Source organism: Plantibacter sp. PA-3-X8 (assembly GCF_003856975.1).
Classification (GTDB): Bacteria; Actinomycetota; Actinomycetes; order Actinomycetales; family Microbacteriaceae; genus Plantibacter; species Plantibacter auratus.
Window position 1 is genome coordinate 937,266 of sequence record NZ_CP033107.1, and the last position, 15,612, is coordinate 952,877.

Sequence of the window (15,612 nt, forward strand, 5' to 3'; positions counted from 1 at the left end):
AGCGCCGGATGCAATGTACGTTGCAAGATGCGCAACGCTAGGCGCTCACGACGTCGGCGGGTGCAGCGCTCGATCGCGAAACGAGGAGACGATGACGGACGACTTCGATGCCGGCGCGCTGGGCGTGCTCGACGGCAGCCTCAAGGGCTTCCCGCCGGCGTCCGTCGGGACCGACGCCGCCACGTTCCTCGCCGGTCGACCGGCGCTCGCCGACTTCACGACGCCGCTCGTCACGCTCGACCGCTCGGCGGTCACCGACAACGTCGAGACCATGCGACAGTGGTGCGACCATGCAGGGGTGGGCCTCGCACCGCACGGCAAGACGACGATGAACCGAGCCCTGTGGCAGCGTCAGCTCGACGCGGGTGCCTGGGGCATCACCGTCGCGACCCCGTGGCAGCTCTCCGTCGCGCTCGACTGGTCGATCCCCCGCGTGATGTTGGCCAACGCCCTCGTGCAGCCCGAACACCTGCGCGCCGTCGGACGGTCCCTCGACAGCGGGGACGCCGAGATCGTCGTGTGGGCCGACTCCGTCCGAGCCGTGCAGATCATGTCGCGCGTGCTCGCCGAGCAGCCACCCCGTCGCCCCCTCCACGTGCTCGTGGAACTCGGTGCGCCGGGCGGCCGCACCGGAGCCCGGGACCAGGCCACCGCGCTCGAGATCGCCGAGGCCGTCGTCGCCTCGCCCGAGCTCGCGCTCGCCGGCGTCAGCGGCTACGAGGGGGCCCTCGCGCACCACGGCGACGACGGTTCGCTGCAGATCGTCCGCGACTACCTGGAGTCGCTCGCCACTCTTCATGACGCGCTCCTCGCAGGCGGCCGGTACGACGAACGTGTCCGGACGCTCATCGTGACCGCCGGGGGCAGCGCCTACTTCGACGTGGTCGCCGAGGTCCTCGCCGGACTGCGCGACCTCGACGGTGCTCACGGACGCGCCGTCGACGTGCTGCTGCGCTCCGGCGCATACGTCACCCACGACGACGGCTTCTACCGCGGCATCACCCCGCTCGGCCGCCACGAGGGCACCGGCGACTTCCGCTCCGCGATCCACGGCTGGGCGACGATCGTCTCCCGCCCCGAGCCCGGCCTCGCGCTCGTCGACGGCGGGAAGCGCGACTTCCCGTTCGACGAGGGGCTCCCCGAGGTGCAGGGCGTCCGTCGCGCCGGGTCCGCCACCGTCGAACCGCTCCCGGGCGCGACGACCACCGCCATGAACGACCAGCACGCCTTCGTCTCCCTGCCGCCCGGCAGCGACGTCGAGGTCGGCGACGTCATCCGCCTGGGCCTCTCCCACCCGTGCACCACCTTCGACAAGTGGCGTGCCCTCGTGGTCATCGACGACGTCCGTCTCGCCGAACCGAGCGCCGTCGACGCCGTCACCACCACCTTCGGCTGAGCCGAACCGAACAGGAGCCCCGCATGACGCTCGAGACCCCTCCCTCCACGCCGCACGCCCTCGACGCCCTGTACGCCGACCGCGCCATCGCCGTCGTCCGCGTACCCGTCATCCCCGACCCGGTCGAACTCTGTCGGGCGCTCGCCGCGGGCGGGATCCGCAGTGTGGAGTTCACCTTCACCACGCCGGGCGTCGAAGCCCTGATCCGTGCCGCAGCCGACGCGATCGGCGACCACGGGGCCGTGATCGGCGCGGGGACGGTCGTGGACCGCGACACCGCGCAGCGCGCCGTCGACAGCGGTGCGCAGTTCCTGGTCACGCCCGGTCTGAGCGAGGAGGTGGCCGAGGTCGCCACCGCCGCCGGCATCCCGTTCCTGCTCGGTGCGATGACGCCGAGCGAGGTCATGCGCGCCGCGTCGCTCGGTTCCCACGCGGTGAAGATCTTCCCGGCCGCCGCCATGGGGCCCGGCTTCCTCAAGGACCTCAAGGGCCCGTTCCCGGGTCTCCGGCTCGTGCCCTCGGGCGGACTGCACGCAGGCAACGCCCGGGAGTACATCCAGGCCGGCGCAGCCGCCGTGACCGCGGGGTCGAGTGTGGTCGGTGCGGCCGACGTCGCCGCGGCGGACTGGGCCGGGGTCACCGAGCGTGCGACCGCCTTCACCTCGGCGGCCCTCCTGCCGTGACGTCGCGACCGACGGACGATGCGCGCGCGGTGGTCATCCGCGGCGCTCGCATCGTCGACGGCACCGGCGGACCGAGCGTGCACGGGTCGCTGCTCATCGGCCGGGGCCGCATCATCGCGATCGGGGCGTCCGCCGAGGCCGACGCGCCCGCCGACGCCCTGATCATCGACGCCGAGGGTCTCGTCGCCTCACCTGGCTTCATCGACATGCACGCCCACTCCGACCTCGCCGTCCTCCGCGACCACGAGCACCTCGCCAAGGTCTCGCAGGGCGTCACCACGGAGGTCCTCGGGCAGGACGGGCTCTCCTACGCCCCGACGGACGACCGCACCATGGCGATCGTCCGGCAGCAGATCGCCGGCTGGAACGGGCAACCAGACGACGTCGACTTCTCGTGGCGGACCGTCGGCGAGTACCTCGACCGGGTCGACCGCGGGGCCGCGCTGAACGTCGCCTACCTCGTGCCGCAGGGCTCCGTCCGGATGCTCGTGGTCGGCACCGAGAACCGTCCGGCGACCCCTGACGAGATCGCGCGCATGCAGGAGCTCGTCGCGGTGGGTCTGCGGGAGGGGGCCGTCGGCATGTCCTCCGGCCTCACCTACGTGCCCGGCATGTTCGCCGACACCGAGGAGCTCGTCGCGCTGTGCCGCACCGTCGCGAAGCACGGCGGCTTCTACGCACCGCACCAACGTTCGTACGGTAAGGGTGCACTCGAGGCGTACGCGGAGATGATCGACATCAGTCGTCGTTCCGGGTGCGCGCTGCACCTCACGCACGCGACGATGAACTTCGGCGTCAACGCCGGCCGGGCCGCCGAACTCGTGGCGCTCATCGATACCGCCATCGCCGACGGGGTCGACATCACGCTCGACACCTATCCCTATCTGCCAGGTTCGACCACCCTGTCGGCGTTGCTGCCGAGCTGGGCGGCGGTCGGCGGGCCGGACGCGACGATCGAGCGCCTGGGTGACGACGACGTCCGTGCGCGGATCCGATACGAGCTCGAGGTGCTCGGCACGGACGGTTGTCACGGTGTCGTCACCGACTGGGCCACGATCGAGATCTCCGGCGTCGCGAACCCCGAGCTCGCCGGCTTCGTCGGGCGGACCGTCGCCGACATCGCCGCCGAGGATGCGGGACACGCGTGGTCGGGCGACCCGACGGCCCTGTTCTTCGCGCTGCTCGAAGCCGACCGGCTCGCGACCGGCATCCTCCAGCACGTCGGCGACGAGGCCAACGTGCGCACGATGATGGTGCACCCGGCCCACACCGGCGGGAGCGACGGGATCCTCGTCGGCGCGAAGCCACACCCGCGTGCCTGGGGCACCTTCCCGCGCTACCTCGGCCACTACGTCCGCGAGGAGGGGGTGCTCGGGCTGGAGGACGCCGTCGCCCACCTCACCTCGCGCCCGGCCGCGCGTCTCGGTCTCAGCGACCGCGGCGTGCTCCGCGTCGGAGCCGTCGCCGACCTCGTCCTGTTCGACCCCGAGACCATCGCCGACCGCGCGACGTTCGCCGAGCCCCGGCAGCAGGCCGCCGGCATCCCGTGGGTGTTCGTGAACGGTGCCGCCGTCATCGCCGACGGTCGACGCACCGACGCCGTCCCCGGTCGCTCGATCCGGCGCAGCCCGGCCTGACCGCTCCCTCGTCCCTCCCCGCCCCGCGCCCACAGACACAGAAGGTCTTCCCATGCCCATCACCGCCCTCGCGCGCAGCGTCGTAGCCGCCACACCAGCCCCGAGCGATCCCATCGGATGGCTGCAGCAGACCACCCCCGGCCTGCTCATCCTGTGCGCGGTCGCCATCGCGGTGCTGCTGTTCCTCATCATCCGGGTGAAGCTCGAACCGTTCATCTCGCTCTTCATCGTCGGCATCGGTCTCGCCCTCGCGACCGGGACGAGCATCTACCAGATCGTCGGCGTGGCCGTGCCGGACCCCTTCGACGACGAGCAGATCAAGCCGGGGGCGTCGCTCCTCGAAACCGGCTTCGGCGGGATCCTCGGGCACATCACGATCATCATCGGTCTCGGCACCGTGCTCGGTGCGATCCTCGAGCGCTCCGGCGGTGCGGACGTCCTCATCCGGAAGCTCCTCGGTCGCTTCGGGGAACGCGGCGCTCCGATCGCGATGGGGCTCACCGGTCTCATCTTCGGTATCCCCGTGTTCTTCGACGTCGGCATCTTCGTCCTCGCGCCCCTCGTCTACATCACCGCGCGCCGCGGCGGGAAGTCGCTCGTGCTCTACGCGCTCCCGATGCTCGCCGGCCTCTCGATGACGCACGCGTTCCTGCCGCCGCACCCGGGCCCGACGGCGCTCGCCGGCACCTTCGAGGTCGGGCTCGGCTGGCTCATCCTCATGGGCTTCCTCTGCGGCATCCCCGCCTTCATCGCGTCGGGCATCGCCTGGCCGCTCTGGATCGGGAAGCGCGTCATGGTCTCGGTTCCCGAGGAGTACGTGCTGGAGCCCGAGGACGACGCCCCCGAGCGCAAGGACGTCTCGCTCTGGAGCGTCGGTCTCATCATCATCACGCCGATCCTGCTCATCCTCGCCGCAACCTTCGGTGCGCTCGCCCTCCCGAACGGCCCGGTCCTCGAAGCGTTGACGCTCATCGGCAACCCCGCGGTCGCGCTCACGATCGCCGTCTGCCTCGCGTACTACGTGCTCGGGGTGCGGCGCGGCATGACGCTCGCCGAGCTGGGCGAGCTCTCCGGTCAGTCGCTCCGGCCGATCGGCATGATCCTGCTCGTCGTCGGTGCGGGTGCGTTCTTCGGCGCGGTCATCTCAGCGACGGGTGTGGGCGCGGCGTTGGCCGAGGTGCTCGGTTCGCTCGGCCTGCCGATCATCGTGTCGGCGTACCTCATCAGCTCCGGCCTCCGCATCGCGCAGGGCTCGGCGACCGCGGCGATCGTGATCACGGCGGGGATCCTCCAGCCGGTCGTACTCGCGGGTGACTACTCGCAGCCGCAGCTGGCGCTCATCGGCATCGCGATCGCGGCGGGTTCGATCACGCTCTCGCACGTCAACGACGGTGGGTTCTGGATCATCGCGAAGTACTTCAACATGTCGGTGAAGCAGACGCTCGCGACCTGGACCGTGCTCGAGACGATCCTCTCGGTCGTCGGCTTCGGGATGGTCGCCCTCATCTGGCTGTTCGTCTAGTCCGAGTCGTGACCGTCTGTCCAGTGCCTTTCTCAGGAGTTTCCGGGCGTGTCGGTGCCTGGCGAAGCCGACGCGCCGGAGGACTCCTGAGAAAGGTCACTGAGCGGTAGGTGGTGCCGTTCTCAGAAGTTTCCGGGCGCGTCGGTGCTTGGCGAAGCCGACGCGCCGGAGGACTCCTGAGAAAGGGACCCAGTCGACGTCAGAAGAGGCGGGAGTCGCTGTCGTCGAGGCCGCGCATCGCGTCGTAGTCGAGGACGACGCAGCGGATCCCGCGGTCCTGGGCGAGGGTGCGCGCCTGCGGCTTGATCTCCTGTGCGGCGAACACGCCCTGCACGGGCGCGAGGAGCGGGTCGCGGTTCATGAGCTCGAGGTAGCGGGTGAGCTGCTCGACGCCGTCGATGTCGCCGCGGCGCTTCAGCTCGACCGCGACGGACGCCCCGGTCGCGTCGGTGGCGAGGATGTCGACCGGACCGATCGCGGTCATGTACTCGCGGCGGATGAGCCGGTATCCGTCGCCGAGGAGTTCGATCTGCTCGGCGAGGAGCTTCTGCAGGTGCGCCTCGACGCCGTCCTTCTGGAGCCCCGGGTCGACGCCGAGCTCGTGCGCGCTGTCGTGGTGGACCTCGTGGATCGACACGATGAGGGCGTCACCGGTCTTCTTGTGCGTGACCTTCCACAGCTCGGTGATCCCGGCCGCGGCCTGCGTCTCGTCGGGCTCGACGGTCGTGAGCACGCAGGGCGGGCTCATCCAGTTGAGCGGCTTGTAGGAGCCGCCGTCGGAGTGGACGAGCAGGCTGCCGTCGTTCTTCACCATGAGCAGCCGCTTGGCGAGCGGCAAGTGAGCCGACAACCGTCCGGCATAGTCGACCGAGCACTCCGCAATCACCAAACGCACGCCGACGAGCCTACCCTCCGGACGTAGGCTCCCGACGCGCAGCCGGCGTCCGGCGGCTGCGCACAGTTCCTGCTGCCGTCAGCACGGCTCCGCTCACAACTCCTGCTGGTGCCCCTTCCGGCGAGTCATGAGCCCGGAGTTCTCGGGTCGTCGGGTCGCGGGAGATGCGAGGAGCAGGAGTTGCGAACCGGGCGCGGGCGACGGGCAGACCGTCGGCAGGACCTGTGCAGCACCCTCGCCAGGTGGGCGAACGGACGAACGGGTGGACGGGACGGGGCTCAGCGCTTGCGGCGGCTGCTCTCGCGGGCGGCCGGCGACGCCAGGCCGGCGAACACGATGAGTACGAGCACGACGAACAGGGCGTTCAGCAGGCCGATGGCGTCGCCGAGGATGCCGATGAGCGGCGGGCCGACGAGGAACGCGCAGTAGCCGATCATCGCGACGGCGCTCACCCGTGCCGCAGCGCGCTTGGAGTCGTCGGCCGCGGCGGACATGCCCACCGGGAACCCGAGCGAGGCGCCGAGTCCCCACAGCACGGTGCCGAGGACCATGAGCCCGGTGACCGGCGTGAGGATGAACAGGACGAGTCCGGCGATCGCGGCACCGGCCGACACCTGCAGCACCGGCACCCGGCCGAAGCGGTCGATGAGCGGCCCGCCGACGATGCGACCGACGGTCATCGCGGTGACGAACACGCCGTAGACGAGCGCGCCGGTCGTGTTGCTCTGCTCGTGGCCGTCGACCACGGCGAGTGCGAGCCAGTCGTTGGCGCTGCCCTCGGCGAAGGCCATACCGAGCATGATGACGCCGATGAGGATGAGCCGGCCGTCCGCCCAGACCGACAGGCTCTCGCGCAGCCGCTCCCGCCACGGCGCCTTCGGGGCCTCGTCGAGCCCGTCCACGACGGCCTGCTCGGTCGGCACGAACCGGACGACGATGACGGCGGCGATCGCGATGGTGACGGCCATGATGAGCGCGTGCCAGAACACCTCGAGGCCGGCGGCGGAGGCGAGCGCCCCTATTCCGGCGCCCGCGACCGTGCCGAAGCTGAAGCACGCGTGCATGAACGGCATGACCGTCTTGCCCAGTTCCTGCTCCGCGGCGGCTCCCTCGACGTTCATCATGACGTCGAGCGCGCCGTTGCCGAAGCCGAAGATGATCAGGCCGACGAGCACGATGCCGGCAGTCGGGACGAGGCTCGCGCCGATCCCGATGAGGAGCAGCCCGACGGCGATGAGCCCGAGCGTCAGCTGCATCCCGTGCCGCGGGCCGAGCCGTCCGAGGATGTGCTGCGAGGCGATGAGGCCGAGGATCGACCCGATCGACATGCCGAGGATGAGGAGTCCGACCGTGCCGGTGGTGAGGTCGAGGTTGTCGCGGATGGCCGGGAGGCGGGCCACCCAGGTCGCGATGCTGAGGCCGCTCAGGGCGAAGATCACGAAGATCGCGTTGCGCCAGGCGAGGAGCTCGCGGCGCGGGCGCAGGGCGACGGGTGCGGTCGGCGGGTTGGTCGGCTCTGACACAGGGTCCTCGGGATCGGTGCTGGTGCGCCTGGGCGCTCGGTGGAGCGGGGTGGTGAGGCCCGTGCATCTGGGTGGATCTGACGAGAATCGAATCGATTCGATTCCGTCGACTAAGCTAGCAGATCGTGGACCAAGAATCACGCCCCTCGCGACCGACGCTCGCCGATGTCGCCGAGCGCGCGGGGGTGTCGCCGTCGACCGCCTCGCTCGCGTTCAGCGGCGCCGGACCCGTCTCCGAAGCGACCAAGCAGCGGGTGCTGCAGGCTGCGGCCGACCTCGACTACGCCGGCCCCGACCCCCGGGCCCGTTCCCTCCGCCAGGGACGCAGCGGCATCGTCGGAGCCGTCGTCGCCGGCCGGATCGGGCACTCCTTCCGCGACCCGGTGATGATCCAGACCCTCGACGGACTCGCCGACGAACTCGGCGCGGTCGGTGCCGGTCTGCTGCTCCTGAACGACGCGCAGGAGGGCACGCTGCAGTTGAGCAACGCACCGATGGACGGCGTCGTCCTCATCGGCTGCAGCCCGAACCTCGACAGCTCGGTCGCGATCCTCAGCCGACGGGGGATGCCGATCGTCTCGATCGAGGGACTCGCAGCCCTCGGCGTCCCCGACATCGCCGTCGACAACCGCGGCGGCGTGCGTGAGGAGGCGCGACACCTCGCCGACCTCGGCCACGAGCGTGTCGCCGTCGTCACCCTCAACCTCGACTCGACCGAACGCCGCGGCCCGCTCACGCCCGAGTGGGAGCGATCCGCCACGACGGTCCCGGCGATCGAACGCCTGCAGGGCCTCCGCGACGTCTTCCCCGACGCGCAGGGGTTCGTCACCACGGGGTCATCGCTCGAGGAGGGGCGGGTCGCCGGACACGCCATCCTCGACGTTCCGGCGGGTGAACGGCCGACGGCGATCGCTGCACAGAGCGACCTCCTGGCCGCCGGCGTCATCCGCGCAGCCGAGGAACTCGGCATCTCCGTCCCCGCGGAGCTCAGCGTGGTCGGGTTCGATGGCATCCGCGTCGAGGGGCTCGACTACGACCTCACGACGGTGTGGCAGCCCTCCCGCGAGAAGGGGTCGGCCGCCGGCCGCGCGATCGTCGCCATGCTCGACGGCCGGGATCCGGAGTGCGAGCAGTTCAGCGTCCGCTTCCACCCTGGAGCGACGACGGCACGGGCGCACCGGGCCCGGTGATGCGACCGACCACCCTCCCGTCCATCGCCGACCTCGGGGAGCTGGCCGAGGCGCTCACGGAGTTGCGCGCGGAGGCCGGTGCGCCGTCGTTCGCCGAGCTGGCCCGGCGGGTCGGTGCCCTCCGGCTCGGACGAGGTTCCCGCGACGCCCCCGGCAAGGTGACGGTCTACGACTGCTTCCGCACCGACCGGCATCGGGTCGACGCCGAACTCATCCACGACCTCGTCCTCGCCCTCGGAGCTTCAGCGTCAGCGGCCGCCGAGTGGCGCACCACTGCTGCGCGCCTCAACGGTGCGACGCTCGGAGCGCCGGTGTCCGCCTCCGTCCTACCGGCAGCCGAGGGATCGACGTCCACCGGTGTGGAACCCGCTGCCGCACCCGTCGTCGTCCTCACCGGGCTCCCCGGGGTCGGCAAGGCCGAGTTCGCGAGGCGGCTCGCCGAGGTCGAACGCCGCCGTACCCCCGGTGCGGTGGTGCTCCGCGTCCGGCTGCACGGATTCGAAGACGGGCAGCGTCCGGCGGAAGCGGACGAGGTCCTGCGCGAACTGGTGCGCGCCGTCGGCGGTCGGTCCGATCGTCGGCTCGACGCCGCATCGCTGCGCGAGACGCTCAGAACGGCGGCACACGACCGCCGGATCATCGTCCTGCTCGAGGATGCGTTCTCCGCAGCGCAGCTCGCTCCACTCCTGATCGCCGATCACGCCCGGGGTCCCGCCGGGTTCGGTCTCCATCTGATCGTGACCTCGCGAGCCCGGCTCGACGGCCTCGAGGCGCTGGCGGCCGCGGAGGGACTCGCGGTGGACCGCCGGACCGTCCTGCCGCTCGAGACCGAGGAGACGGTCCGGCGGCTCTCGGCCGCGACCGCCTCGCAGCGTCCGACGTCCTCCTCGACCGACGACGCGGCGGTCCGCCGGCTCGCGAACGCGATCAGCGGGATCCGCCTCGACCTCGACCTCGTGCTGCGCTTCATCGAAGACCACCCGGACTGGTCGCTCGCCGATGTGGCCGAGCGCTTCGGCGACCGCCCGCGGCGCGACCACGCGGTGCCGCTCCTGGAACCCTCGGTCGCCGCCATCGGACCGGACGCCGCGACCCTGTTCCGGCGACTCGGCCTGCTCCGCGGCCCCGTACGGCTGGACGTCGTCGGGACACTGCTGGACGACGCCGGTGCGGATGCGCTGACCTCGGTGCGCCTGCTCCGTCGCCTGGCGGACATGCACCTGGCCACCGTCTCGGAGCGGACCGTCGAACTGCACCCGCTCGTCCACACCGCGGCCCACCGGCTCGCGGTCGAGCAGGAGCGCCCGTCGGTCCTCGTGGTGCTGGCCGAGCGGGTGTTGGAACGGTTCCGCGAGTTGGTCGGCTCCGTCCGCTTCGACGCGTCGCTCGCCGACGGGCTGGTGGCCGCCGCAGCGCTCGCAGTCGACCAGCGGGCGGGTGCCGCGCTCGCCGCGGTCGTCTTCCACGTGGTGGAGCCGGTGGGTGATGCCGGCTATTGGAGCCATGCGGCCGAACTCCTCCAACTCGCCGCGCCGTTCGTGCCGCGGGAACGACGAGGCACGACCGCGGAGCTCCTCGCCCGCGCCTTCGAGAAGCTCGGTCGGTACGACGACGCCCTCGACCACCTGCATCGGGCGAGCCGCCTCCTCACCGAGGAGCAGCCGGGTCGCACGATGAACGTGATCGCCAATGTGGAACGCCAACTGGGACGGATGGCGGAGGCCGAGCAGTCGTATCTCCGCGCCGCTCGGATCGCGGCCGCAGCCGGCAATCCGATCACGCGGGGGCGCGCGCTCGGCAACCTCGGCAATCTGGCGCGCATCACGAGCCGGTATCGCCGGTCGGAGCGGTTGTTCGATCTCGCCGAGGCGGTGAGCGCTCGAGCCGGGGATGACGTCAATCGGACGATCGTCGAGTCGAACCGTGTGCTCCTGCTCCAGGCGCAGGGGCGGTTCGACGAGGCGCTCCGGCGCTGCGCGACCCTACTCGAGCGCGGCGGTCCCGGCGTCAACCGCGGATACCTCTTCACCCAACGCGCCATGATCCTGCTGGATCTCGACCGTGTGGCCGAGGCGGAGGAGGCCCTGCTCGCGGCAGGGGCGGACGGCGGCGGTCCGACGACGTTCGACGAGGACGCCGAGATCGCCATCCAGCTCGCCCAGGTCGCCCGTCGACGCGGGGACCTCGTCGAGGCTGCGCGTCTGGCGGACACCGCCCTGGCCTCGGCCGAGCGCGTCGGCTACCCACTCCTCCGCTCCGACGCCTGCAGCACCCTCGGCGAGATCGCCGCCGACGCCGACGACGCCGGGACCGCCGAACGCTGGGCGCGAGGCTCGCTTGAGCTCGCCGAACTGCTCGGTGACCGGGTCGAGCAGGCGAGGGCGTTCGAGACGATCGGGAGGGCGGCGGCGATCCGCGGCGACCGAGCGGCGGCCGACGCCGCGTTCGCCGCCGCCGCCGACCTCCTCAGCGCAGTCGGCCACTGGCGAGCCACGGCCGTCCAGACGATGCGCGCGGACCTCGCCCGGGCCTGACTCCACCGCCACCAGGCGTGCGTGACCTCCGTTCGTCGACCCGCGCGAGTCGTTCGGGCTCGTTCGGGTGGCTGGCTCGGAGCCGCGGCGCTCCGGCACCATCGGTTCGGGCACGCCGTGGAGCATGCCGCCACCCCCAGACGACCGGACCGGGCGACGCGTGTCGCTCGGTCCGGGCCACGAGAAGGACGAACCACATGACGCACCGCACACGATCGATGAGCCGGCTCCCGCGCCTGGCCGGAGGAGGCGCTGCGCTCGTCTTCGCCGCGGCCCTCGCCGGCTGCTCCAGCGGTTCCGTCTCGGTCGGCGAGACGGCCACCGTGACCCTGCCCGCCAAGATCGCGGGGAACGACGATCAGGACTTCGCCGTCACGGTCGCCTCGCTCGACAAGGCACCCGCCGAGGTGACCGCGCAGATGGGTGGTGACGACGACGTCTACTTCGCCTCCATCGAGTTCGCGTACGAGGGGGACGCCACCGCCGAGGTGCTCGCGTTGCCCTGGAACAACGTCTTCGCCGAGCTGTCGGATGGGAGCTTCCTCGAGACGTCGTTCATCGGTCTCACGGAGTGCACCGGGACACCGGACGATCCGACGACGGCTGCGGAGGACCTCGTCGGCGGCGAGACGATCACGGTCTGTGTGCCGCTGTCCTCGACCGATGGCCTCGAGGTGACCGGCGTCTCCGTCGGCGGTTCCGACATGGGCGCTGGCGGAACGGTCTGGAAGCGATGAGCGGCGGGCAGCAGCCTGGCCAGCAGCCGGAGCAGGAACCGGTTCAGCCGAGCGAACCGGAGACCCCACCGCAATGGTCCGTCGAGGAGTGGGGGAGTTCACCGTTCGGGTGGTTCGTCGGTGCGGGGATCGGCGTGCTCGTCGCCGTGCTCTGCTTCACCCCGATCTGGGACGAGGTCGCCGGACGGAGCACCGGACGGCGAGCCGGTTTCGGTGCGCTGCTCGGCACGATCGGGCCGTTCGGCGTCGCCGCGATCGCGCTGGCCGTCGCCGTCGTGTTCGCGGTCGTCGGTGTCCGGAAGCGACGCGCCGGCGATCGCGGCTGATCGCCCGAGCCGGCGCCCGGCCGACGGTACGGACGGCATGCCCCGTAGGGTGGAGGAGACGCTCGAAGGAGACCCATGACCGACCAGCCCATCGCCACCGCAGCACTCGTCCAGCAGGAGGCGGCGTCGCTCGCCGTGTCGCTCGCACCGGTGTACCAGGATCTGCACGCCAATCCGGAGCTCTCCTTCGCGGAGCACCGGACGGCCGCCCTGGTCGCGGATCGCATCACCGGCCTCGGGTACGGGGTCGCGACGGGGATCGGCGGCACCGGTGTCGTCGGTGTCCTGGAGAACGGCGAAGGACCGACGGTCCTCCTGCGGGCCGACATGGACGGCCTGCCCGTCCTGGAGGAGACAGGCCTCGACTACGCGAGCGTCGCGCGCGGGGTCGATCCGGAGGGCAACGACGTCCCGGTCATGCACGCCTGCGGCCACGACGTCCACGTCACCTGTCTGCTGGGAGCCGCCGAACTGCTCGCCGCACGGCGCGACACCTGGTCCGGGACACTCGTCGTCCTGTTCCAGCCGGCTGAAGAGGCCGGCGGCGGTGCGCAGGCGATGGTCGACGACGACCTCTACGCACGCGTCCCGAAGCCCGACATCGTGTTCGGCCAGCACGTCGGTCCGCTGCCGGCCGGTGTCGTCGGCACGCACGCCGGTCCGTCGTTCGCCGCGACCGACGCCTACCGCGTCACCTTCCACGGCCGCGGCGGGCACGGATCCCGCCCGCAGTCGACGATCGACCCGATCGTGATGGCGGCGTCGGCGGTCGTCCGCCTCCAGAGCATCGTGTCCCGCGAGGTCGCCGGAACCGACACCGCGGTGCTCACCGTCGGCACGATGCACGCCGGCACCAAGAACAACATCATCCCCGACACCGCGCAGATCGGCGTCAACATCCGCAGCTACGAACCGCACGTGCGCGACCGCGTCGTCGGCTCCATGGAGCGCATCATCCGGGCCGAGGCCGCAGCATCGGGCGCCGAGCGGGAACCGGTGATCGAACACACCGAGGCCTTCCCGGTGCTCGTGAACGATCCCGCGGCGACCGGCGCGGTGACGGCGGTGTTCGCCGACGCGTTCGGTGCCAACCGCGTCGTCGACCCCGGTCTCGTCACGGGGAGTGAGGACGTCGGCATGCTCGCGACGGCCGCCGACGCTCCCATCGTCTACTGGATCCTCGGGGGTGCCGACCCACAGGCCTTCGCGGCGGCCTACGCCTCGGGGCGCATGGAACAAGACCTTCCCGGCAACCACTCCTCGAAGTTCGCTCCGCTCATCCACCCCACCCTCGACACCGGCATCGCAGCGCTCTCGCTCGCGGCACTGTCGCGTCTGGCCGGAACGGCGGCCACCGCATGATCGTCGTGACGACGGACACCGTCGCCGGACACCGCATCGACGCCGTCCTCGGCGAGGTCGTCGGGCTCACCGTGCGAGCTCGCGACTGGGGCTCCTCGATGTCGATCGGCTTCTCGGCGCTCGGCGGCGGCGAGGTCCCGGGGATGACCCAGCTGCTGTTCGAGTCCCGCCAGGAGGTCATGCGACGCCTGGTGGCCGACGCGGAACAGCGCGGCGCGAACGCGGTCCTCGCGATGCGTCTCGAGACCACCGACATCGGCGGTGCGTGGACGCAGCTGACCGCCTACGGCACCGCGGCGTACCTCGTCCCGATCCCCGCAGGCGAGCCTGGAGCGACCGGCCAGTCCGCCTACGCGGCGAAGCAGCCGGACGCCCCGAAACCACGCGGCGACGTCTGACGGTGGAGCGGAACGAGGGGCACGCCCCTCGTTCCGACCTGCGCTGACCTGACTCGACCTGACCCGCCCGATCACCGCGCCGACGCAGACGGAGGAGACCCATGACCGCTTGGATCGACGAACTCATCACCGAGGTGACCACGGCTGTGCGGGAGCGCAGTGACGAACGGGTGGCCGAGATGTTCGAGCGCTGCTTCGCCGACACCCTGCACAGCACGATGACGCCCATGCCGGACGGCACCGTGTTCATGCTCACCGGCGACATCCCCGCGATGTGGTTGCGCGACTCGAGCGCCCAACTCGCTCCCTATCTCCACTTCGCAGCCGACCACCCCGAGCTGGCCGAGCTGCTCGTCGCCGTCAACCGCCGGCAGCTGGATGCGATCGCACTCGACCCCTACGCGAACGCGTTCAACGCCGAGCCGAACGGGCACGGCCACCGCGACGACCGCACCGATGCGTCGCCCTGGGTGTGGGAACGCAAGTACGAGATCGACTCGCTCTGCTACCCGCTCCAGCTCGCACACGACATCTGGCTGGCGACGGGGCGCCGCGACCACCTGGATGCGCGGTACCGCTCCGCCGTCGTCGCGGCGATGGAGGTCTGGCGGGTCGAACAGCACCACGAGGAGCGCTCACCGTACCGGTTCCAGCGGTTCGACGCCCCGCTCTCCGACACCCTCGTCCGCGACGGACTCGGGCCGGAGACGGCGTGGACCGGGCTCTCGTGGTCGGGGTTCCGGCCGAGCGACGACGCAGGGCGGTACGGCTACAACGTTCCGGGCAACCTCTTCGCTGCGGTGACGCTCGCCGGGGTCGAATCGATCGCTGTCGATGTGCTCGACGACGCGGCACTCGCCGCGGAGGCCGGTGCGCTCCGACGCGAGCTCGAGACCGCGATCGACGCCCACGGTGTCGTGACGACCGATCAGTGCGGCGACGTCTACGCCTACGAGGTCGACGGGTTCGGCAACGCGCTCCTGATCGACGACGCAAACGTGCCGAGTCTGCTCTCGCTGCCGTTCCTCGGCTGGTGCGCGCCCGACGACGCCCGGTACCTCGCCACCCGACGGTTCCTGCTCAGCGAGGACGACCCGAGCTACTTCGTCGGGTCCGCCGCCCGTGGGATCGGGAGCCCACACACGCCCGACGACCACATCTGGCCGATCGCCCTGTCCATCGAGGGCCTCACCTCGCAGGACGAGCAGGATCGCGCCCGCCTGCTCGACACGCTGCTGCGGACCGACGCAGGCACCGGGGTCATGCACGAGTCGTTCCACAAGGACGACCCCGACACCTTCACCCGCCGCTGGTTCTCCTGGGCGAACGCGATGTTCTGCGAGTTCGTCCTCGACGTGGTGGGTCTGCGCACGCACGTGCGGCGTCCTGTGCCCCGAGGTGACTGAACG

The 15,612-nt window shown here is 71.3% G+C and carries 13 protein-coding genes; 11 read left to right on the forward strand and 2 right to left on the reverse strand.

Annotated elements, in window-relative coordinates; translation table 11 throughout:
• The first annotated feature begins 91 nt into the window (after positions 1-91).
• Genes EAO79_RS04475 through EAO79_RS04490 form a run of 4 tightly spaced genes read left to right on the forward strand, consistent with a single transcriptional unit; the run spans position 92 to position 5,238 of the window.
• Positions 92-1,396: an amino acid deaminase gene (locus tag EAO79_RS04475; protein WP_124767942.1), complete on the forward strand. Its 1,305-nt coding sequence runs from the start codon at positions 92-94 to the stop codon at positions 1,394-1,396.
• Between the two features lie 23 nt (positions 1,397-1,419).
• On the forward strand, positions 1,420-2,079 hold the full coding sequence (locus EAO79_RS04480; protein WP_124767943.1) for a bifunctional 4-hydroxy-2-oxoglutarate aldolase/2-dehydro-3-deoxy-phosphogluconate aldolase: 660 nt from the start codon (positions 1,420-1,422) through the stop codon (positions 2,077-2,079).
• Entirely contained in the window at positions 2,076-3,716 is a 1,641-nt protein-coding gene (locus EAO79_RS04485; RefSeq protein ID WP_241160984.1) for an amidohydrolase family protein, read from the forward strand. The genes EAO79_RS04480 and EAO79_RS04485 overlap by 4 nt, the downstream gene beginning before the upstream one ends.
• Before the next feature lie 52 nt (positions 3,717-3,768).
• Positions 3,769-5,238, forward strand: coding sequence for a GntP family permease (locus EAO79_RS04490; RefSeq protein ID WP_124767944.1), 1,470 nt, complete (start codon positions 3,769-3,771; stop codon positions 5,236-5,238).
• Between the two features lie 199 nt (positions 5,239-5,437).
• Here the strand turns inward: EAO79_RS04490 and nucS are convergent, their stop codons facing one another.
• The gene (gene nucS / locus EAO79_RS04495) at positions 5,438-6,133 is read right to left on the reverse strand and encodes an endonuclease NucS (RefSeq protein WP_064294112.1); all 696 of its coding nucleotides are present in this window, start codon (positions 6,131-6,133) and stop codon (positions 5,438-5,440) included.
• A gap of 278 nt (positions 6,134-6,411) precedes the next feature.
• On the reverse strand, positions 6,412-7,656 hold the full coding sequence (locus EAO79_RS04500) for an MFS transporter (protein ID WP_124767945.1): 1,245 nt from the start codon (positions 7,654-7,656) through the stop codon (positions 6,412-6,414).
• Positions 7,657-7,781: 125 nt separating this feature from the next.
• On the opposite strand from EAO79_RS04500, the gene EAO79_RS04505 reads away from it, so the two are divergent.
• The 7 genes from EAO79_RS04505 to EAO79_RS04535 all read left to right on the forward strand — a co-directional run bounded on the left by EAO79_RS04505 (position 7,782) and on the right by EAO79_RS04535 (position 15,609).
• The gene (locus EAO79_RS04505) at positions 7,782-8,846 is read left to right on the forward strand and encodes a LacI family DNA-binding transcriptional regulator (RefSeq protein WP_241160985.1); all 1,065 of its coding nucleotides are present in this window, start codon (positions 7,782-7,784) and stop codon (positions 8,844-8,846) included.
• The gene (locus tag EAO79_RS04510; protein WP_124767947.1) at positions 8,846-11,380 is read left to right on the forward strand and encodes a hypothetical protein; all 2,535 of its coding nucleotides are present in this window, start codon (positions 8,846-8,848) and stop codon (positions 11,378-11,380) included. Before EAO79_RS04505 ends, EAO79_RS04510 begins: the two co-directional genes overlap by 1 nt.
• 197 nt (positions 11,381-11,577) lie before the next feature.
• Positions 11,578-12,117 (forward strand): hypothetical protein, encoded by a 540-nt coding sequence (locus EAO79_RS04515; RefSeq protein WP_079704461.1) that lies wholly within the window; start codon positions 11,578-11,580, stop codon positions 12,115-12,117.
• The gene (locus EAO79_RS04520) at positions 12,114-12,443 is read left to right on the forward strand and encodes a hypothetical protein (RefSeq protein ID WP_124767948.1); all 330 of its coding nucleotides are present in this window, start codon (positions 12,114-12,116) and stop codon (positions 12,441-12,443) included. Before EAO79_RS04515 ends, EAO79_RS04520 begins: the two co-directional genes overlap by 4 nt.
• Before the next feature lie 75 nt (positions 12,444-12,518).
• Positions 12,519-13,805 carry an amidohydrolase gene (locus EAO79_RS04525; RefSeq protein ID WP_079704463.1) on the forward strand — a complete coding sequence of 429 codons (1,287 nt, stop codon included), beginning with the start codon at positions 12,519-12,521 and terminating at the stop codon, positions 13,803-13,805.
• Entirely contained in the window at positions 13,802-14,203 is a 402-nt protein-coding gene (locus EAO79_RS04530) for a YbjQ family protein (protein WP_124767949.1), read from the forward strand. Before EAO79_RS04525 ends, EAO79_RS04530 begins: the two co-directional genes overlap by 4 nt.
• A gap of 101 nt (positions 14,204-14,304) precedes the next feature.
• The gene (locus tag EAO79_RS04535; protein ID WP_124767950.1) at positions 14,305-15,609 is read left to right on the forward strand and encodes a glycoside hydrolase family 125 protein; all 1,305 of its coding nucleotides are present in this window, start codon (positions 14,305-14,307) and stop codon (positions 15,607-15,609) included.
• The last annotated feature ends 3 nt before the right edge of the window (positions 15,610-15,612 follow it).